The sequence below is a fragment of the Sandaracinus amylolyticus genome, assembly GCF_021631985.1.
GTDB classification, from domain to species: Bacteria; Myxococcota_A; Polyangia; order Polyangiales; family Sandaracinaceae; genus Sandaracinus; species Sandaracinus amylolyticus_A.
In genome coordinates, this window is the sequence record NZ_CP070225.1 from 7,638,033 (window position 1) to 7,656,284 (window position 18,252).

At 72.5% G+C, this 18,252-nt stretch carries 19 protein-coding genes; 8 read left to right on the top strand and 11 right to left on the bottom strand.

Annotation, left to right across the window (positions count from 1 at the left end):
- Window position 1: 1 nt before the first annotated feature.
- The gene (locus I5071_RS32250) at window positions 2-1,642 is read right to left on the bottom strand and encodes a DUF1592 domain-containing protein (RefSeq protein WP_236517105.1); all 1,641 of its coding nucleotides are present in this window, start codon (window positions 1,640-1,642) and stop codon (window positions 2-4) included.
- Between the two features lie 116 nt (window positions 1,643-1,758).
- Here I5071_RS32250 and I5071_RS32255 point away from each other — a divergent pair, with 116 nt between their 5' ends.
- The 5 genes from I5071_RS32255 (at window position 1,759) to I5071_RS32275 (ending at window position 6,295) form a co-directional block, all read left to right on the top strand.
- The gene (locus tag I5071_RS32255) at window positions 1,759-1,962 is read left to right on the top strand and encodes a hypothetical protein (RefSeq protein ID WP_236517106.1); all 204 of its coding nucleotides are present in this window, start codon (window positions 1,759-1,761) and stop codon (window positions 1,960-1,962) included.
- Window positions 1,963-2,043: 81 nt separating this feature from the next.
- A complete protein-coding gene (locus tag I5071_RS32260) occupies window positions 2,044-2,577 on the top strand; it encodes a hypothetical protein (RefSeq protein WP_236517107.1) in 534 nt (177 codons plus the stop codon).
- An 11-nt stretch (window positions 2,578-2,588) separates the two neighbouring features.
- Window positions 2,589-3,440: a helix-turn-helix domain-containing protein gene (locus I5071_RS32265; RefSeq protein ID WP_236517108.1), complete on the top strand. Its 852-nt coding sequence runs from the start codon at window positions 2,589-2,591 to the stop codon at window positions 3,438-3,440.
- A 27-nt stretch (window positions 3,441-3,467) separates the two neighbouring features.
- The gene (locus tag I5071_RS32270; RefSeq protein ID WP_236517109.1) at window positions 3,468-3,932 is read left to right on the top strand and encodes a hypothetical protein; all 465 of its coding nucleotides are present in this window, start codon (window positions 3,468-3,470) and stop codon (window positions 3,930-3,932) included.
- Complete coding sequence (locus I5071_RS32275; RefSeq protein WP_236517110.1) at window positions 3,929-6,295, top strand: helicase-related protein; 2,367 nt, start codon at window positions 3,929-3,931, stop codon at window positions 6,293-6,295. Before I5071_RS32270 ends, I5071_RS32275 begins: the two co-directional genes overlap by 4 nt.
- A gap of 3 nt (window positions 6,296-6,298) precedes the next feature.
- On the opposite strand, the gene I5071_RS32280 is transcribed toward I5071_RS32275, so the two are convergent.
- Together I5071_RS32280 and I5071_RS32285 are read right to left on the bottom strand one after the other, a co-directional pair.
- Complete coding sequence (locus I5071_RS32280) at window positions 6,299-6,694, bottom strand: DUF3703 domain-containing protein (protein ID WP_236517111.1); 396 nt, start codon at window positions 6,692-6,694, stop codon at window positions 6,299-6,301.
- Window positions 6,695-6,712: 18 nt separating this feature from the next.
- Window positions 6,713-7,474, bottom strand: coding sequence for a helix-turn-helix transcriptional regulator (locus tag I5071_RS32285; protein WP_236517112.1), 762 nt, complete (start codon window positions 7,472-7,474; stop codon window positions 6,713-6,715).
- 70 nt (window positions 7,475-7,544) lie between these two features.
- Here I5071_RS32285 and I5071_RS32290 point away from each other — a divergent pair, with 70 nt between their 5' ends.
- Window positions 7,545-8,450, top strand: coding sequence for a sterol desaturase family protein (locus tag I5071_RS32290; protein ID WP_236517113.1), 906 nt, complete (start codon window positions 7,545-7,547; stop codon window positions 8,448-8,450).
- Window positions 8,447-9,481, top strand: a complete 1,035-nt coding sequence (locus I5071_RS32295) for an acetylserotonin O-methyltransferase (RefSeq protein ID WP_236517114.1) — start codon at window positions 8,447-8,449, stop codon at window positions 9,479-9,481. Before I5071_RS32290 ends, I5071_RS32295 begins: the two co-directional genes overlap by 4 nt.
- 7 nt (window positions 9,482-9,488) lie before the next feature.
- Here the strand turns inward: I5071_RS32295 and I5071_RS32300 are convergent, their stop codons facing one another.
- Genes I5071_RS32300 through I5071_RS32315 form a run of 4 tightly spaced genes read right to left on the bottom strand, consistent with a single transcriptional unit; the run spans window position 9,489 to window position 12,385 of the window.
- A complete protein-coding gene (locus I5071_RS32300) occupies window positions 9,489-9,941 on the bottom strand; it encodes an ATP-binding protein (RefSeq protein ID WP_236517115.1) in 453 nt (150 codons plus the stop codon).
- Window positions 9,938-10,600 carry an ATP-binding protein gene (locus I5071_RS32305; protein WP_236517116.1) on the bottom strand — a complete coding sequence of 221 codons (663 nt, stop codon included), beginning with the start codon at window positions 10,598-10,600 and terminating at the stop codon, window positions 9,938-9,940. The genes I5071_RS32300 and I5071_RS32305 overlap by 4 nt, the downstream gene beginning before the upstream one ends.
- Window positions 10,601-11,044 (bottom strand): STAS domain-containing protein, encoded by a 444-nt coding sequence (locus I5071_RS32310; protein WP_236517117.1) that lies wholly within the window; start codon window positions 11,042-11,044, stop codon window positions 10,601-10,603.
- A 3-nt stretch (window positions 11,045-11,047) separates the two neighbouring features.
- Window positions 11,048-12,385, bottom strand: a complete 1,338-nt coding sequence (locus I5071_RS32315; RefSeq protein WP_329611097.1) for a XylR N-terminal domain-containing protein — start codon at window positions 12,383-12,385, stop codon at window positions 11,048-11,050.
- Between the two features lie 183 nt (window positions 12,386-12,568).
- On the opposite strand from I5071_RS32315, the gene I5071_RS32320 reads away from it, so the two are divergent.
- Window positions 12,569-13,351, top strand: a complete 783-nt coding sequence (locus tag I5071_RS32320) for a hypothetical protein (protein WP_236517119.1) — start codon at window positions 12,569-12,571, stop codon at window positions 13,349-13,351.
- Here the strand turns inward: I5071_RS32320 and iolE are convergent.
- The 4 genes from iolE to I5071_RS32340 all read right to left on the bottom strand — a co-directional run bounded on the left by iolE (window position 13,348) and on the right by I5071_RS32340 (window position 18,184).
- The gene (gene iolE / locus I5071_RS32325) at window positions 13,348-14,352 is read right to left on the bottom strand and encodes a myo-inosose-2 dehydratase (RefSeq protein WP_236517120.1); all 1,005 of its coding nucleotides are present in this window, start codon (window positions 14,350-14,352) and stop codon (window positions 13,348-13,350) included. The two genes, I5071_RS32320 and iolE, sit on opposite strands and share 4 nt — an antisense overlap.
- Before the next feature lie 34 nt (window positions 14,353-14,386).
- Window positions 14,387-16,207 carry a 3D-(3,5/4)-trihydroxycyclohexane-1,2-dione acylhydrolase (decyclizing) gene (gene iolD, locus I5071_RS32330; protein ID WP_236517121.1) on the bottom strand — a complete coding sequence of 607 codons (1,821 nt, stop codon included), beginning with the start codon at window positions 16,205-16,207 and terminating at the stop codon, window positions 14,387-14,389.
- A gap of 76 nt (window positions 16,208-16,283) precedes the next feature.
- Window positions 16,284-17,381, bottom strand: a complete 1,098-nt coding sequence (locus I5071_RS32335) for a transaldolase family protein (RefSeq protein WP_236517122.1) — start codon at window positions 17,379-17,381, stop codon at window positions 16,284-16,286.
- Window positions 17,378-18,184, bottom strand: a complete 807-nt coding sequence (locus I5071_RS32340) for a 5-deoxy-glucuronate isomerase (RefSeq protein ID WP_236517123.1) — start codon at window positions 18,182-18,184, stop codon at window positions 17,378-17,380. The genes I5071_RS32335 and I5071_RS32340 overlap by 4 nt, the downstream gene beginning before the upstream one ends.
- Window positions 18,185-18,252 lie beyond the last annotated feature (68 nt).

Here is an 18,252-nt window from a genome sequence, read left to right on the forward strand (position 1 = left end):
CTCAGCCCTCCTCGTCGGCGGGAACCATCCGGTGGCGGAACGCGTGGCTCGCCACGAGCTCGATCAGCAGCGTGTGCAGGTGACCGCCCTCGCGATCGAAGCGCGAGACCAGGCCGTCGAGCGTGCGCGCGCCGAGCTCGGGATCGGCCTCGCCGAGCGCGAAGCGCAGCACCTGCTGCACCGCGCAGCGCTCCGCGCGATCGCTCGACGCGACCAGCGCACCGAGCTCTCCGGGGCCCGAGAATTCGCCCACTCCGGCGAGCTCGCCGCGGCCGTCGAGGGTGCACTCGGTGAGGCCCTCGTCGTGCTCGCGGAAGCGACCCGCGACGTCGTAGCGCTCGAGCCCGAAGCCGATCGGATCGACCTGGAGGTGGCAGTGCGCGCAGGCGCCGCTGGCGTGCGCCGCGTAGCGCGCGCTCTTGCAGGGGCTGCCGCGATCGGGCGGCGGCTCGTCGACGCTCGCGCCCGCCATGCGCAGGAGCTCGGGCGAAGGCGGCGGGATGTGCGTGCAGAAGAGGCGCTCCTGCACGAGCACGCCGCGCTGGGTCGGGCTGGTGTCGCCCCACTTCGACGCCGCGGAGAGGAACGTGCCGTGCGAGAGGATGCCCGCGCGCTCCGAGCCCTCGGGATAACGCACCCACGCGGGCCCGTCGCCGTCGGGCGGATCGATCTCGTAGTGCTCGGCGAGCGCACGATCGACGTAGGTCTCGTCCGACGTGAACACGTCGAGCCAGGGGCGCCGCTCGTCGAGCACCACGCGCGTGAGCAGCGCCTCGGTCTCGCGCGAGAGCGACGACGCGAGCGCGGCGGGGTGCGGCAGGCGTCGATACCCGAGCCACATCGCGTGGAAGCGCGCGACCTGCTGGGCGGCGCGGGGGTCGCGCAGCATGTCCTCGGCGACGGCGCGCACACCCTCGGGACGATCGAGCTCGCCGCGATCGACGCGGTCGAGCAGGTCGTCGTCGGGGGTCGTGCCCCAGAGCAGGAACGAGAGGCGCGCCGCCAATTCGTTGGAGCTCAAACGAACCACGCCGGGCGAGACCTCCTCGCCGATCTCGACGCGATAGACGAGCTCGGGGTCCTGCAGCAGTGCGCGCAGCACGATCGAGAGCGCCTGATCGACGTTCTGCGCGCCCGCGGTGCGCGGCAGCGCGGCGAACGTCTCGACCTCGTCGGGCGCGAGCGGACGGCGCAGCGCGCGGCGACCGAAGCGGGCGACGAAGGTGCGCATGCACGCATCGTCGATCGCGCTCGGCTCGCACCCGACGACTCGCGCGCGCAGCGCGGGATCGTCGAGCACCCGCGCCGCGACGGTCTCCGCGATGCGCTCGATGCCGAGCACCAGCGGGCCCGACGCGATCTGCAGCGACGCGTCGTTGTCGAACGGCGTCTCGGGATCTTCGGGGAGCAGCTCGAGCTCGACGCGCACGTCGACGCCGGTGAGGTCGCGGACGACGTGCCCGAGCTCGTCGCGGGTGAGACGGCGGAGCGCGATCGGGCCGAGCTCGCTCGGTGTCGTGAGCGGCTCGGTCGGTGTGGTGGGCGTGCGTGGACCTCCGAGCGGCCCGCTCGGACCGTTCTCCACGTACCCGGTGCACCCGATCGCCAGCACGGCGACGAGCGCGGAGAGCGCGGCTCGCATGGGAACCTCCTCGTGCTCCCGAGGAACGTGCTCGGCGCGCCGGAGCGGGGCAGTTACGCACGCTGCGTCGAAGCGTTGGCGCGATTCGCGCTACGTCGCGGCGCGAGGAGGACATCATGCGTCGCGTGGTGATCGCGCTCGGGATCGTGCTCGCGGGTTGCGCGGGCGCCATGGAGCCCCGCCGGTATCTCGCGTCCGATCCGCACGACACCTGCGACGAGTGGGACCTCGAGTGCTCGCGCGCCGCGTACGGCACGTACGGATGCGGCCCGAGCGGGTGCGGGACGCCGGTCCCGCAGCCCACGCGCACTGCGAAATGACGTGGAGAAATGCAGGGCGCGGCACGAACGCGCGCCGCGGCACGACGCACCATGCGTGGGTCGACGCTACGCTCGTGCGTCGTGGATCACCCGCTGCTCGTCGTGCCACCCGGAGCGCGCCTGCGTGTCGCGCTCGCGCTCGTGCTCTTCGCGATCGCGCTCTCGGTGTGGCTCGGCTCGATGGACGAGGTGCTGCGCGGGCCGGGCACCGAGGGCGGCATCGTCGGCTACGAATTCTGCGGAGAGGTCGCGCGCTGCCAGGCCCAGCTCGACGCGATGGAGGCGCGCGGCGCGAGCACCACGCTCGCGATGAGCCTCGGCGTCGACTACGCGTTCCTGCTCGCGTACTCGACCGCGATCGCCGCGGTGATCGTGTTCCTCGCGGCCCGCCTGCCCCGCGCGCCCCGAGCGCTCGCGGCGATCGCCTCGGCGCAGTGGATCGCGGCGGGGCTCGACGCGATCGAGAACTACGCGCTGTGGCGCATGCTCGCCGGCGGCGCGCGCGATCCGTGGCCCGCGATCGCGGCGTGGTGCGCGGCCCCGAAGTTCGCGATCGTCGCGGTCGGACTGCTCACCGTGCTGGTGCTGCTTGGAATGTCGGTCCGCTCGCGCTGACAATGGGCGCGATGCGTCGCGCAGCGCACATCATGCGGGGGGAGCTCGGCGGCAGCCGCTGGGAGCTCGCGGTGCGCGCGCCCTCGCCGCGGCTCCTGCCCTACACCGGCTCGCTGATGGGCTACGACGAGCGCACCGCCGCGCCGCTGCGGCGGCGCGAGCTGCCGGGCCCGCGTGTCGTGTTGATCTTCGAGATCGGCCCGCCGATCCGGGTGATCTCGAGCACCGGCGACGAGCGCTTCGCCGGCGGCTTCGCCGCGGGCCTCCACGACGCGCACACGGTCTGCGATCACGACGGACACCAGCGCGGGATCCAGGTCGACCTCACGCCGCTCGGCGCGCGACGGCTCTTCGGGCGCCCGATGTCCGAGCTCACCTCGCGCGTCGTCTCGCTGCGCGATCTGCTGCCGCGCGAGCACGCGAGCCTCTGCGAGCGGCTCGCGACGCTGAGGACCTGGGACGCGCGGCTCGATCTCGTCGAGGGCCTGCTGGCGACGCGGATCGAATCGTCGTCGATCGATCTGCGCGTCACCACGTGGGCGCTGCGCCGCATCGAGGAGCGCGGCGGTGCGATCGACATCCGCGCGCTGGCGCGCGAGCTCGGCTACAGCCACGAGCACGTGATCCGCACGTTCCGCGATCACGTCGGGATCCCGCCCAAGCTCTTCGCGCGGATCGTGCGCTTCGATCGACTGGTCAAGCGCATCAAGGCGGGCGGCGACGTGCGCTGGCCCGCGCTCGCGCAGGATCTCGGCTACTACGATCAGTCGCACCTGGTGCGCGACGTGAAGCAGTTCACCGGCCTCACGCCCACCGAGGCGCGCGGGGAGATCGTGGACCTCGCGGCGCTCGTCTCGACGTGACACGGTCCGGGCCCGAGAGAAAGCCCGTTGACGCTCAAGGTCCTCTTCACGATCGCGGTGATCGCGTTCCTGCTCGGCCCGCAGATCGTCGCGCTGGTGCGCAACGTGCGCGACGCGCTGCGCGCGCGGGTGCGCGTCGGTCAGCAGTCGATCGTGTATCGCGAGGATCGGGTGCCGCTCCGGACCACGTCGCTCGCGTGGTGGCGCGTCGCGCTGGGCTGGCAGCACGTCGACGTGGTGGTCGGCAAGCGCGATGCGTTCCTCTTTGCGCGGCCGCTCCTCGGCATCGTGCCGCGACCGGTGTATCGCCTGGTGCGCGACGAGGACGATCACGCGAAGGACGCGCCGGGGATCGCGCTCGAGGTGACGAGCATCGCGGTCGAGAAGGGACGCGTCACGGTGCGGGCCCGCGGATGGCGCGGCATCGGCGAGATCATGGTGAAGCTGGTCTCGCGCTCTCCGGATGCGCTGGCGCGGGCGCTGCGTCGATGAGCGATGCGCTGCCGATCCACGCGGCGCGCGCCGCGTTCGACCGCGCGATCGCGCAGGGCCCGGTCGTGCTCTCGGCGCCGACCGGATCGGGCAAGTCGACCGAGGTGCCGCGATGGTGCGCGGGCCCGGTGCTCGTGATCGAGCCGCGGCGCGTCGCGTGCCGCAGCCTCGCCGCGCGCGTGGCGCAGCTCGAGGGGACGCGGCTCGGCGACGCGGTCGGATACGTGGTCCGCGACGATCGCGCCGCGCGCGAGGACACGCGCGTGGTGTTCGCGACGCCGGGGATCGCGCTGCGCGATCGCGCGATGGTCGAGCGCGCCCGCACGATCGTGATCGACGAGATGCACGAGCGGAGCCTCGAGGTCGATCTGCTCCTCGCGCTCGTGCTCCGCGAGGCGCGCCCCGATCGATCGCTCGTCGTGATGTCGGCGACGCTCGACGCGGAGCGCGTGGCCGCGCACGTGGGCGGCGCGCACGTCGCCGCGGAAGGGCGCGCGTTCCCGGTCGACGTCCGCTACCTCCCGGGCCCTTCGGTGCTCCCCGACGCGGCCGACCTCGCGGCGCGCGTCCGCCATGCGATCGAGGTCGCGGCGAGCGATCCCGGAGACCTCCTGGTGTTCCTCCCCGGCAAGGCGGAGATCGACGCGTGCGCGCGTGCGCTCTCTGCGAATCGAGGGCTCTCGATCGTCCCGCTGCACGGCGGGCTCTCGCTCGACGAGCAACGTCTCGCCTTCGAGCGCACGCCGCAGCGCAAGGTGATCCTCGCGACGAACGTCGCCGAGACGTCGCTGACGATCCCCGGCGTCGGCGTGGTGATCGACAGCGGGCTGGTGCGGCAGACCCGTTATCACGAGGGGCGTGGGTTCCTCGCGCTCGTGCCGATCGCGGAGGACAGCGCGGCGCAGCGCGCGGGACGCGCCGGTCGCACCGCGGCGGGCGTCTGTCATCGGCTGTGGAGCCCTGCCGCGAAGCTCGCGGCGACGACGCTGCCCGAGATCCATCGCGAGTCGCTGGTGCCGCTGGTGATGGGCGCCGCGGCGTGGGGCACGCGCCCCGAAGATCTGCCGCTGCTCGACGCACCGAAGCCGCACGCGCTCGATGCGGCGCGCCGCGATCTCGAGGCGTGGGGCGCGCTCGACGGAGACTCGTCGCTGAGCGAGGCGGGGCGCGGGCTGCACGGGCTGCCCGTCGATCCTCCGCACGCGCGCCTGCTCGTCGCGGCGCGTGATCACGCGTGCCTCGAGGATGCGATCGATCTCGTCGCGGTGCTCTCGGTCGGCCGCCCGCTCTTCACGAGCGCGGCGGGCGAGCGCGCCGACGTGGACGATCCCCGCACCGACGGATGCGACGCGATCGCGTTCGTGCGTGCGCTGCGCGCCGAGCGCGCCGACGACGTCGGTGCGTCGCCGTTCGTCGTGCACGAAGCGCGGCAGGCGCGCGCCCGGCTCCGCCGCGCGTTCGGCTTCTCCGGGGGCGCACCGAGCTCCGATCGCGCGATCGATCGCGACGCGTTGGTGCGCGCGGCGCTCGCCGCCGACGCGCGGTCTGCCCACGTCGCGCGCACCCGCGGCCGTGATGTCTTCTTCGGCAACGGGGGCACCGAGCTCGAGCTCTCGCGCGAGAGCGCGGTGCGGCACTCGAAGAGCGTCGAGGCGCTCGTGGTGCTGGGCACGCGCGCGCTCGGCACCGGACGCGACGCGCGGGTGCTGATCACCTGCGGCATGGCGATCCCGCTCGCCGCGATCGCGCGCGCCGGCCTCGGCGTCGAGCGCGCCGGCGAGGTGCGCGTCGAGGCGGGCCGCGTGATCGCGGTGATCGAGCGCGTCCACGCCGGCAAGGTGATCGCCACGCGCGAGGACGTGCCGCAGGGCGCGCTCGCGCGCGATGCGATCGCGACGTTGCTCGGGCGCGGCAGCTTGTTCCGCGATGCCGTCGCGACCTCGCGCGAGCGGCTCACCCGGCTCGCGCTCGCAGCGCAGCTCGCCGCGCGCGGTCATCCCGCGGGCGTGCCCAGCACGACGCCGGTGAGCTCGATCGACGTGTGGCTGCGGGCACGCCTCGACGCGCTCGGCGTCGAGAGCGGCGACGATCTCGCGCTGCTCTCGGCCGAGGACTTCCTCGCGCCGGAGCTCGACTACGAGGCGCGGGTCGCGCTCGATCGCGAGCTGCCCGCGACGGTCAGCGTCGGCGACGCCGTGTACCGCGCCGAGTACGATCTCGAGCGCGGGCAGGTGCTGCTGCAGATGGTGAAGGGCAGCCGCCGCGAGCCGCCGCCGCTCGCGTATCTGCCGCGCTTCGAGGGCCTCCGGGTGTGCGTCGCAGGCCCGCGCGGCGTGTCGGTGCTCCGCGAGAAGGGCCGCTGATCCTCAGCGCCGTGCGCGCCCGGCGATCGTCACGCCTTCGATGTCGATCCCGAGCGACGCGAAGATGCGTCGTGCCTCGTCGGGCACCGGCATCGGCGCGATGATCGACACCCGCGCGCGCCCGGTGTTGCCGGCGGGGAATCGCCCGAGCGCCGAGCCCAGGCCCGCGCCCGCGACGCGCACGATCTGTCCGACGACCTCGCGCAGATCTCCGAGCCGCGCGCCGAGCACCAACATCCGGACGTGCACCTTGGTGTGCAGCCGCGCCGAGGGCTGCGAGAGGACGTGGGCCAGCTCGAGCGCGGACCACGCAGCGGGCCAGTCGCGCTCCGCGACGTGCGCGCGGCTGCGCGCGAGGAGCGCGTCGACGTGAGGAGAGAGCTCGCGGGTGCTCGGCATCGCGAGCATCGTGGGAGCTCAGCGCGGCGCTCGCTTGAACGTTGCGGCGACGTCCGAGATCTCCGCGGCCTGCAGGAGGAACGAGGGCGGCAGGCCGAACATCCGACGGAACGTGCGCGACAGGTGGGCCGAGTCGCTGAAGCCCGCGGCGATCGCCGCTTCGGTGAGGCTCGCGCCGCGACGCACCTCGTCGACCGCGCGCTTGGCCCGCGCCCAGAGCACGAAGCGGCGGAACGGAATGCCCATCTCCGCGCTGAAGGTGTGCGTGAGGTGCGAGGGCGACACGCCGGCCGCGCGCGCGGCGCCGGCGAGGCGAGGACGACCACCGAGCTCGCGCGCGACGTAGTCGAGCGACGCACGCACCGCGTCGGAGAGCTCGTCCTCCGCGGGCGCGCGCTCGAGCAGCGGCGCGATCAGCGCGCGCGTCCAGTCCACGAGCTCGCTCGGCGTCGCGTCGCTGCGCGGCTCGGTGATGACGAGCTCCGCCGCGATGTCGCGGCCCAGCCATTCCCGCGCGAGGCGATCGAGCTGCGCGCCGGGCTGCGCCTCGCGATCGACGAGCAAGAGCGCGATCCGTCGTCCGCTCGCCGAGAAACGATGGGGCACCTCGGAGGGAACGAGGGTCGCGCGCGCGGCGTGCTCGCGCCCCGCGATCTCGACCACGACCTCGCCGTCGAACGACAGGACCAGCTGCACCGCGTGGTGCGCGTGGGTCTGCGCCTCGAAGCCCGGCCCGAGGATGAGCACCGAGCCGAGGTCGAGGATCAGCCGAGGTCGCATCGTCGTCGCGATCGTACTCGAACGCCGATTCGTTCAAGCCGCGCTCGTTCGCGATCGCCATCGTCGTGCCATGCGCACGTGGCTCGCCTACTCGGTCTATCCGGTGCTCTGGGGTGGAAGCGTCATCACGCTCGTCGTCGCGATGAGCGCCGGGATCCCGTACCCGTGGATCGGCCCGCCGCTGCTGCTCGCGGTCGGGCTCGCGGTCGCGATGCTCGAGCGCATCCAGCCGCACGCGCGCGAGTGGCTGCACGATCGCAGCGATCTGCGCACCGACGTCGCGCACTTCGTCGCGAACGTCGCGGTGAGCCAGGGCTCGCTCGCGCTCTTCGCCGCGTTGGCCCCCGTGCGGGCGAGCCTGCCGAGCGCGTGGCCCAGCGCGCTGCCCCTCGCGGTGCAGGTGCTGATCGCCACGCTGGTGATCGATCTCGGGCTCTACGCGATCCATCGCGCGAGCCACGTCGTGCCCGCGCTGTGGCGACTGCACTCGATCCACCACAGCGCCGAGCGGATCTACTGGATCAACGGCCAGCGCCGTCACCTGGTGCACGAGCTGCTCGAGGGCGCGCCCGGGCTCCTCGCCCTCTTCGCGCTCGGCGCGCCGGTGTCGATCATCGCGGCGGCGATCGCGATCGTCACGCTGCACCTCTTCTTCCAGCACGCGAACGTCGAGTACCGACTCGGTCCGCTGCGCCACGTCTTCGCGGTCGGCGAGGTGCATCGGTGGCACCACCAGCGCCGCTACGAGGACGTGCAGGGCAACTACGCCGCGGTCCTCGCGCTCTGGGATCACCTCTTCGGCACCGCGCTCCCGAAGCAGGGCGACGCGCCGCTCGACGTCGGCCTCGACCAGGACCTGCCGCGCGACTTCTGGGGACAGCTGCGCTGGCCGTTCCGTGTCGATTCTTTCCAAGACCCCTCGGCCACCGCTCGGCATGAACACGTCGAACTTCCGAACAGGAGCGAGACGAGATGACCGACACCACGCCGGCGCACATGCGCCTCTCGCAGATGATCCTCGGGCTCTGGGCGCCGCAGGCGATCCACGCCGCGGCCGAGCTCGGCATCGCCGACGCGCTCTCCGCCGCGCCGCAGCGCGCGTCCGAGCTCGCGTCGCGGATCGGCGCCGATCACGACGCGACCGAGCGCCTGCTGCGCGCGCTCGCGGTGCTCGGCGTGCTCGAGCTGCAGGGCGAGCGCTACGCGCTCACCGAGATCGGGCGCTGTCTCGAGACCGACTCGCCGACGTCGCGCCGCGCGTGGTCGCGCCTGATGGGCGGTCGCGAGGTGTGGCAGCGCTGGGGCCGGCTCACCGACTGCGTGCGCACCGGGCGCATGGCGGCGCGCGTCGACGACGAGGGCATCTCGCCCACCGAGCACTTCGAGGCGATGGCGATGGATCCCGCGTCGGCCGCGATCTTCCATCGCGCGATGGTCGAGATGACGCGCACCTCGGCGCCCGAGATCGTGCGCGCGATCGATCTCGCGGGCGCGCGCACGATCGTCGACGTCGGCGGAGGATCGGGCATGTTGCTCGCCGCGCTGCTCGAGGCGCATCCCGCGCTGCGCGGCAGCGTGGTCGACCTCGCGCACGCCCGCGAGAGCGCGCTCTCGCTCTTCGCCGGACGCGGGGTCGCCGATCGCGCGTCGTTCGTCACCGGCGACTTCTTCACCGACCCGCCGCCGCCCGCCGACGTGCTGGTGATGAAGAGCGTCATCCACGACTGGGACGACGAGCGCTCGCTGCGCATCCTCGCGCGCTGTCGCGAGGCGATGGACGCCCGGACGCGCCTCGTGCTGATCGAGCCGCCCTCCCCCGATGCGCCGAGCACCAGCTCGCCGCTCGCGTGGATCCTCGCGTTCAGCGACCTGAACATGCTGGTGAACACCGGCGGCCGCGAGCGCACCCACCGCGAGTACGTCGCGCTGCTCGAGCGCGCCGAGCTGCGCGTCGCGCGGGTGGGCGAGGCTGGATTCTGGAAGACCTACGAAGCAGTCCGCGCGTGACGAGACGCTACCGCGCGGCGCGCTGATCGCCATCGAGGAACAAGCGCGCGATCACGACCGACCCACCGCCCTCGCGCGCGGTGACGACGAGCTCGTGCATGAGCCGTCGCACCGCGCCGAGGCCGAGCCCGAGCCCGCGCCGCGACACCGGCAGCACCTCCGCGGTGGCGCGATCGACGCCCTCCGACACTCCGTCGCGCAGCGCTTCGTCGAGATCCACGAAGCCCGGCCCGCGATCGATCGCCTCGACCTCGAGCACCCGCGGCGGCCCTCGCCGCACGCGCAGCGTGAGCGCGCCCGGAGGCCCGAATTTCAAGGCGTTCGTCGCGAGCTCGCTCGCCGCGATCGCCACCGCCCACTGCCCCCGCACGTCGAGCCCGGCGTCGCGCGCGAACGCCTTCGCGCGCGGCGTCACGTACGCCGCGTCCACCTCGCGCACGAGCTCGATCGTCTCGCTCACGGGACGCGCTTCGCGAGCACGATCGTGGTGCCGCGGCCCGGCGTGCTGGTGATCGAGAACTCGTCCATCAGACGCTTGCACGCGAGGATCCCGAGCCCCATCCCGGTGCGCGAGCGGTAGTCGCCGGCGAGGATCTCGGCGAGGTTCGCGATGCCGGGACCCTGATCCTCCGCGACGATCTTCATCCCGACGCGCGGCGACTCGAGCGCGGTGAGCGTGACCTTGCCGGCGCGCGCGTACGACCAGATGTTGCGCGCGAGCTCGGACACGCTGGTCGCGATCTTCGCCTGATCGGCGCGATCGAACCCGAGCTCGCGCGCGAACGCGCGCGCCCTCGTGCGCGCGTCCACGACGCCCGACTCCTCGACGATCGGGATCTCGATCGGCGCGAAGCCACGGGCACGAGGGCGGCGCTGCGCGAGCGCGGTGAGCCTCGCCATCGACTCGCGCCGCTCGGCGTCGGTCGTGAGGAAGAACGCGAGCCCCCGGCCGAGCTCGGTGATCACCACGTCGTCGAGCCCGACGCGATCGAGATCGGAAGGTGTGCGCCCCGCGCGGCGGAGCGCGGTCTTGAGCACGCTCTCGGCGGTGATCGAGCTGACGTACGCGGACAGCACGCCGCGCACCTGCTCGCTCGTCCCGCGTGTGTCCGCGCTCATTCAGCCGTCCAGCTCGTGGGCGTCGAAGAGCACCTCGTCGTCGGGCGAGGGCGCGAGATCCCGATCGTCGATCCACGCGTCGTCGCCGCGGCGGCGCGGCGAGAGCATCGCGAGCGCGTCCTCCAGCGAGAGCGTGGTGGGCACTCCCTCGAGGAGCATCCCCATCTCGACGAGCGTCACCGCGATCCCGGGATCGAGCCCGGTGATGACGGTCCTGGCGCCCATCAGGCTCGCCATCTGCGCCATGTCGCGGATGCTCCGGGCGATGTAGGTGTCGAAGGTGTCGACGCCGGAGAGCTCGAGGATCACGCCGCGCACGTCGCCGCGCTGGATCTCGCGCCCGAGATCGCTCCGCAGCTCCCGGACCAGGCGGTCCCCGAGCTCGACCTGGATCGCGACCAGGAGCACGCCCTGGAGGCGGATGATCGGAATCGTCCCCGCCATCGATCACTCCGCCGCGGCGGGCGAGCGCGCCTGGCGCAGGTGGCGCAGGCAGTCCTTGAGGCCCGCCTTGAGGTTGCGGAGCGTGCGCACCTCGCTGAGGTCCGCGCCGATCTCGACGAGCGTCTGCGCGATCGCCGGGCTCAGCCCGGTCAGCACGCAGCGCGTGCCGAGCAGGTTCGCGGCGCGCACCACCTTGAGCAGGTAGTCGGCGGTCTGGGTGTCGACGACCTCGACCCCGGTGATGTCGATGATCACGCAGCGCGACTGCGTCTCCACGATGCGCTCGAGGAGGTTGTTCATGATCTCCATGCTGCGCTTGGTGTCGACGACACCGACGATCGGCAGCACGAGCACGTCGTCCCAGATCTCCATGACCGGCGTGGAGAGCTCGCGGATCGCCGCGGCCTGGCGCTCGATCGTGAGCAGCTTCGCCTCGAGCTCGCGCGTCAGCGAGTAGCTCGTCTCGGAGAGCGTCTGTCTCCAGGGATCCGCCTCGGCGCCCCACACGTCGATCGGCTTGATCTCGAATCGACACACGTCGTCGCCGCGCCCGCGGCACGTCGGCTCGATCGCGAGCAGCGGGCGACCGAAGAACGACGAGCACCAACCGCTCGCATAGCCGGTGAGCGTGTGACAGACGGGCTCGTCGCTGCGGCCCAGCTCGGCGCCGTGGATCGCGGCCTCGTAGGAGTTCGTCCACGTGCCCTGCATGTGGAAGTGGCCGGTCGCGCGATCGAATTCGATCTTCGTCGGCTCGGCGCGGACGATGCCCTCCCACGTGTGGATCACCGGGCCCGACGCGAGCTCGTCGACCTCGGTATCCCACCGGTAGAGCTTCGAGAGCGTCCTGTGGTCCTCGGTGCCGCAGCGATATCCGAACTGCGAGAGAATTCCGCGAGAGAGCCTGTCTCCGAGCTGCTCCCCGAGCAGCTTTCGCAACGTCGCGAGCGCCTCGACACGGAAGAGCAGCATTCGATTCTCGCCGAAGAGAACACTGCCGCTCTCTGGATGGAACTTCAGCGCAGAGCGAAGATCGAAATCGGACGCCTTCATCTCGTGGTCGCTCCTGGTCGTCGACGCGCGCGCTCCCTTGCGCACGCGATTCCCGTTCAACACACGACCGATCGCCCGCGTCGTGCCGCGGGCGCGACATCGCGAGATCGGTCCGGGTCGGCGTGCAGAAAACCGCGCACGAGCCCCCGTCGACTCCGACGCTAGCGACGACCGAGCGGTGATGTCAACGCAAAAACCCGCTGAGAACGCGAATCGCGACTGGCACTCTGATTCGCAATCTCGCGCCGAATCGTTACGTAACGTCGGATTCGATTCCGGACCTCGCATTTCGTGTCTTCCCCGCGATGGCACGACCCGCAGCGACGAAACGGAAGGTTTTCGGGGCGACGCGCCTCGCGGTCATCGCGGTGCGCGGCCGGGCGTCGCCGCGTCGTGCTCGCGACGTGCGTCGTCGTGGAGGCTTCGGCGTCACGAACGCGTCTTGCAGACCGCCGCGCGGAGGAGAGCGAGATGCAGCCCACGATGGTCGGAGAGTCGCGCAAGCCCGAGATGCCCGCGCACGGGATCGGCGAGGAGCTCGGGGCGCTGCGCCCCCACATCGGGCCGAGCCCGCTCGCGGGCTACGAGCACATGAAGGGGTTCGGCGTCTTCGCGCTCCCGTTCGACTCGGGGCACGTGCTCGCGATGCGCGTGTTCCCCGACAACGACTTCGCGCCCTACGTGACCGTCTGGCACCGCACGCCCGAGGGCCACTGGCGCATCTACTACGACGCCGCGCGCGCCGACATCGCGTGCCCGCGCTACTACGGCGCGGCCGCCGAGCGGGTCGCGCCGGCGAACATCGTGCTGCGCTGGACCGGCCCGATGGAGCTCCACGTCACGATGGACGCACCGCGGCTCGACTGGACGATCGACGTCGGCGCGCCGCTGCGCTCGCGCGTGCTCGGCGCGATGGGCACGAAGCTGCCGCGGATGATGTGGCGCTCGCGCCTGGTGCAGCGGCTCATCACGCGAGTAGGCGACGCGGCGTTCGGCGTCGGTGACGTGACGCTCTCGGGCCGCGCGCCGAACGGTCAGCGCGCGTTCCTGATGCCGGAGCGCATGTTCCCGATCGTCGAGTCCACCGCGCTGCTCGAGGGGCGCAGCCTCGGCCGTCCCACCCACGCCGACGAGAGCCCGCGCATCGGCGACATGAAGCTCCCCGCGAGCCCGGTGCTGGCGATCGGCGAGGCGTACTTCTCGATCGACGATCCCGAGGAGCACCGCCGCACGGTGGAGGCCTTGCAGAGCTAGACGCGGGAGCGGCGCGCTCGCGCGTGACCGGTGCGCGCCGCGAGCCCCGATCGATCGCGACGCGTGGTGGCGCGCACGATCGGCGCGCGCAGCCGCCGCGCGCGGCGCGCCCACGACGCGACCCAGCGCGCCGCGTTCGCGAAGCCGAGCTTGGCATAGGTGAGCGGGTGCGCGATCGCGGGATCCTGCTCGGCCTCGACCACCCACCACCCGCGATAACGCCGCCGCGCGAGCTCCGCGATCGCCGGCTCGAGCGCGAGCGCGCCGTCGCCCGGCACCGTGAACACGCCCTCGCACACTGCGTCGAGGAAGGGCACGTCGCGCTCGATCGCGCGCGCGAGCACCTCGGCGCGCACGTCCTTGAGGTGCACGTGCACCACGCGCTCGCCGTGGCGCGCGATGCAGGCGCGGATCGCGGCGTCGCCGTCGCGCGGGCTCGCCGCTGCGTACGCGAAGTGCCCGGTGTCGAGCAGCAGGCCCACGTCGTCCGAGGTGTCCTGCATCAGGCGCTCGACCTCGTCGGCGGTCTGCACGACGGTGCCCACGTGCGGGTGGTACGCGACGCGGATCCCCTGCGCGCGCGCCCGCACGGCGAGTCGCTCGAGCTCGCGCACGAAGCCCTGCCAGGTGGCGCGATCGAGCACCGGACGGCGCGACAGCGGGCGCATCTCGCGATGCACCGCGCCGGTGGTCTCCGCGAGCACCAGCGTGTCGCAGCGCATCGCGCGCAGGAGCTCGAGGTGCGGCCCGAGGCGCTCGAGCTCGCGCTCCGCGCCCCGCTCGACGAGCTGCGCGGAGTACCACCCCGAGATCAGCGAGAGCCGATGTCGCGCCAGGAGTGGGCGCAGCTCGAGCGCCGTGCGCGGGAATCGATGTCCGAGCTCGATGCCCGCATAGCCCGCGGCGCGCGCCTCGGAGAGACAGCGCTCGAGCGGCACGTCCGCGCCGAGCTCGGGCTTGTCGTCGTTGATCCAGATGAGGGGATTGACGCCGATCCGCACAGCCTGGGCCTCCCTCTCCCTCGATCGTGAGCGATCACGCGCGGCGACGCAGTGCGTCCTCGTACGCGCGCCGCGCCGCGCGCACGGTGTCGCGCTCCGAGACCTCGGGGATCGCGACGTCCCACCACGCACCGCCGATGCCCGCGCTCGCGTCGGGATCGGTGTCGATGACGACCACGTAGGTCCGCGATGCGACGCGCGCACGCGCGAGCGCACCGCGCAGCCCCTCGAGATCGGCGACCTTCTCGGCGCGCGCTCCGAGCGACGCCGCGTGCGCCGCGAAGTCGACGATGCGCGCGTTCTCTCCCACCAGGTTCGCGAAGGGCGCGCCGCCGCACGCTCGCTGCAGCCGGTGGATGCAGCCGAACCCGCCGTTGTCGAGCACGACGATCACGAGCTTCCGATCGAGCGCGATCGACTCGGCGATCGCGGTGTTGAGCATGAGATAGCTGCCGTCGCCGACCATCACGACGACCTGCGCGTCGGGGCGCGCCATCTTCACGCCGAGCCCACCCGCGATCTCGTAGCCCATGCACGAGAACCCGTACTCGACGTGGTAGTCGCCGGGCGCGCGCGAGCGCCACAGGCGATGGAGCTCGCCGGGGAGCCCGCCCGCCGCGCACACCACGACGTCGCTCGCGCGCGCCTGCTCGTTGACCACGCCGATCACCTGCGCGTCGAGCGGGAGCGCGCCCGCGCGATGTGCTTGCGCGCGCTCGGCGTCGGCGTGCCAGCGATCCATCAGCGCGCGCGCCCGCTCGGTCCATGCGCTCGCGGCGCGCCACGATCCGAGCGCGCCGTCGAGCTCAGCGAGGCCGAGCTTCGCGTCGCACACCAGCGGGACCCCGCCGTGCTTGCGCGCATCGAAGCCGCTCGCGTTGAGGTGCACCAGGCGCGCGCGCGGGAACAGCGTGCGCGACGCGGTCGTGAAGTCCGAGAGGCGCGTGCCGATCGCGAAGACCACGTCCGCCTCGGCCGCGAGCGCGTTCGCCGCCGAGGTGCCGGTCACGCCGATCGCGCCGACGCTCGAGGGATCGTCGCATGCGAGCGCGCCCTTGCCCGCCTGGGTCTCCGCGACCGGGACGGCGTGGCGCGACGCGAACGCCGCGAGCTCGGCCGTGGTCTCGGCGTAGTGCACGCCGCCGCCCGCGACGATCAGCGGACGCTCGCTCGACGCGAGGATCTCGAGGGCACGCGCGAGCTCGCTCGGATCGGGCGCGAGACGTCGCGGGACGTGCAACCGCCGCTCGAAGAAGTCGCACGGATAGTCGTGCGCGATCGTCTGCACGTCCTGGGGCAGACAGAGCGTCGCGGGCCCGCAGCGCGCGGGATCGGTGAGCACCTCGAGCGCCGCGGGCAGCGCGATGACGAGCTGCTCGGGGCGCGTGATGCGATCGAAGTAACGCGACACCGGGCGCAGGCAGTCGTTCACCGTGGCGCTGGGATCGCGCTCGTCCTCGAGCTGCTGCAGCACGGGATCGGGCGCGCGGCTCGCGAACACGTCGCCCGGCAGGAGCAGCACCGGCAGTCGATCGACGTGCGCGGTCGCGGCCGCGGTCACGAGGTTCGTCGCGCCCGGCCCGATCGACGTGGTGCACGCCATCATGCGCCGCCGTCGCGACGCCTTCGCGAACGCGATCGCGGTGTGCGCCATCGACTGCTCGTTGTGCGAGCGGTACGTCGGCAGCACGTCCTTGCTCGCCTCGAGCGCCTCGCCGAGGCCCGCGACGTTGCCGTGCCCGAAGATCGCGAACACGCCCGCGAACATCGGCATCTCCGCGCCCGCGATCACGACGCGCTGCGCCGCGAGCCAGCGCACGAGCGCCTGCGCCATCGTCAGCCGCACGGTCGACATTTGCCTCCTCCTCGCTCAGCTGGAGTGCTCGCTCGCGCAGGGCCCGCAGGAGAGCGTGCGATTTCTGGGCCCTCTCTCACGGCGGTGGGAGCATCACCTCGCGCACGTAGTGCACGAGGCGATCGAGCGCGCCCAGGAACTGGCGCAGCGTCTTGACGCTCGCGCCGAACGACTCGAACTCCGCGGGCTCCATCCCGTCGGGCTCGTACGCGCGCACGAAGTCGGGCAGCTGCCGCGCGAGCTCCTCGACGATCGCGGGATCGACCGGCTCGTCGATCCGCGATCGCACCTCGACGCCGGAGTCGTCGAACGCGTCCTGCCACTCGGGCGGGATCGTGATCACCAGCTCGCCACCGATGAACTCCGACCAGTGGTGGTGGCTGCGCATCGCGGCCACGAGCAGCTTCGCGCGGTGTCCGCGCTCGCAGAACAGTCGGTACGCGCGGCGCACGATCGCCGTCGACGCGTGCCGCACCATCTCGACGTCGAGCTCGATCTCGGGGGTCTTGCCCGCGCTGCCCTTCGCCACGAGGTCGCGCAGGTGATCGTCGATCCGGCCCGCCATGATCGTGATCCACGGGGTGACCAGCTCGCGATCGACGCGCGGATCGAGCCGCGCGAGCCCGCGGTCCACCGCCTCCGCGGCGGCGAGCGCCTGCGCGACCGAGAACGACACCGTCGCGTTGATCACGACGCCGTGCGCGGTCAGCTCCTCGATCGCGACGAGGCCGGCCGCGGTGGTCGGCAGCTTCACCGCGATGTTGGGCGCGATCCCCGCGAGCTCGATCGCCTGACCGATCATGCGCGCCGCGTCGCGGTAGACGCGCGGGCTCGCTTGCACGCAGAGCCGCCCTCGGGTGCCGCCGTAGCGCTCGAACGTGGGCCAGAGCAACATCGCGCCTTCGCTCGCGGCGAGCGCGACGAGGCGCCACGCGATCGACTCCTCGTCGTCGTTCGGATGGTCGCGCACCAGCGCGCGCGTGATCTCGTCCCAGCGCGGGCGATCGGCCTCGATCGCCTGCATCACGATCACCGGGTTCGTCGTCGCGCCGGTCGCGCCGCGCGCGAGCGCACGCTCGAGCGCGCGTGGCTCGCACGAGTCCACCCAGAGCTCGGTGACGGTCTCGCGCGTCATCCGTCGCAAGAGCGACCCATGCATCGAGATCGCGTTCATTCGACGCCCTCCGGCCACCACGTGCGCGCGCCGGGCTCCATCACCCACGCGTGCTCGACGTCGAACGTCGGGCGGATGTACGGCGCGTCCGGCAAGTGCCGGATCACCCACGCGTAGTACATGCCGTAGCCCGGCGCGGCGACCTGCGCGTGCACGTGCCCCGCGGGGATCTTCACGGTGTCGAAGCCGCGCACCTTCACCACCGCGTCGCCGAGCTCCGCGTGCCCGTAGCCCTGCGGATGCGTGAACCGGTAGTGGTAGATCTCGGGCTGCGCGTGGTGGTGCGGCGGATAGCTCGACCAGCGCCCGGGCAGCGTGATCACCTCGCCGAGCACGAGCTCCGCGGCCGCGTCGGCGTTCTCGCGATCGAAGATCGTGCGCACCACCCGATGACACGCGCCGCGCACCTGGCCCCAGCCGCGATGTTCTTCGCGCACGTCGTCGGGCCCGTAGAGCGTCGCCGCGAACCGTCGCGTGCTCGCGGTCTCGTAGCGCGTGAGCTCGACCGCGCGACGCGCCTCGAACGTCAGCTCCGCGCCCGCCGCGACGTGCACGCAGCTCGGTGCATCGTCCCACAGCGATCGACGCGACCAGCGCGCGCGGCGTGGACCGACGTGCACGTCGACGTCGCCTTCCATCAGCAGCCACGCCGTCTCGCGCGTGGTGGTGGTGGAGAGTCGCTCGCCCGCCGTGAGCCTCACGACGGCGAAGCCGATGCCGGTGCCGTCCTCGTCGTCGACCTTCACGATCTCGGTCGTTCCGAGGGAGAGCCCCGCGCGGTGCTCGGTGAGGTGAAGGGCCACGCACCGACATCTCGCCCCGACACGCCTGGCCTCAAGAGCTGCGCGCTGCGTTGCGCACCGAGGATCGC

What these genes read in the sequence shown, in the direction of transcription:
- I5071_RS32285 (WP_236517112.1), bottom strand. Translation starts at nt 7,474, where the DNA reads ATGCGACCTCGGCTGATCCTCGACCTCGGCTCGGTGCTCATCCTCGGG.
- I5071_RS32265 (WP_236517108.1), top strand. Translation starts at nt 2,589, where the DNA reads ATGCGTCGCGCAGCGCACATCATGCGGGGGGAGCTCGGCGGCAGCCGC.
- I5071_RS32310 (WP_236517117.1), bottom strand. Translation starts at nt 11,044, where the DNA reads ATGGCGGGGACGATTCCGATCATCCGCCTCCAGGGCGTGCTCCTGGTC.
- I5071_RS32335 (WP_236517122.1), bottom strand. Translation starts at nt 17,381, where the DNA reads ATGAACGCGATCTCGATGCATGGGTCGCTCTTGCGACGGATGACGCGC.
- iolD (WP_236517121.1), bottom strand. Translation starts at nt 16,207, where the DNA reads ATGTCGACCGTGCGGCTGACGATGGCGCAGGCGCTCGTGCGCTGGCTC.
- I5071_RS32275 (WP_236517110.1), top strand. Translation starts at nt 3,929, where the DNA reads ATGAGCGATGCGCTGCCGATCCACGCGGCGCGCGCCGCGTTCGACCGC.
- I5071_RS32280 (WP_236517111.1), bottom strand. Translation starts at nt 6,694, where the DNA reads ATGCCGAGCACCCGCGAGCTCTCTCCTCACGTCGACGCGCTCCTCGCG.
- I5071_RS32290 (WP_236517113.1), top strand. Translation starts at nt 7,545, where the DNA reads ATGCGCACGTGGCTCGCCTACTCGGTCTATCCGGTGCTCTGGGGTGGA.
- I5071_RS32250 (WP_236517105.1), bottom strand. Translation starts at nt 1,642, where the DNA reads ATGCGAGCCGCGCTCTCCGCGCTCGTCGCCGTGCTGGCGATCGGGTGC.
- I5071_RS32295 (WP_236517114.1), top strand. Translation starts at nt 8,447, where the DNA reads ATGACCGACACCACGCCGGCGCACATGCGCCTCTCGCAGATGATCCTC.
- I5071_RS32315 (WP_329611097.1), bottom strand. Translation starts at nt 12,385, where the DNA reads ATGCGAGGTCCGGAATCGAATCCGACGTTACGTAACGATTCGGCGCGA.
- I5071_RS32255 (WP_236517106.1), top strand. Translation starts at nt 1,759, where the DNA reads ATGCGTCGCGTGGTGATCGCGCTCGGGATCGTGCTCGCGGGTTGCGCG.
- I5071_RS32320 (WP_236517119.1), top strand. Translation starts at nt 12,569, where the DNA reads ATGCAGCCCACGATGGTCGGAGAGTCGCGCAAGCCCGAGATGCCCGCG.
- I5071_RS32305 (WP_236517116.1), bottom strand. Translation starts at nt 10,600, where the DNA reads ATGAGCGCGGACACACGCGGGACGAGCGAGCAGGTGCGCGGCGTGCTG.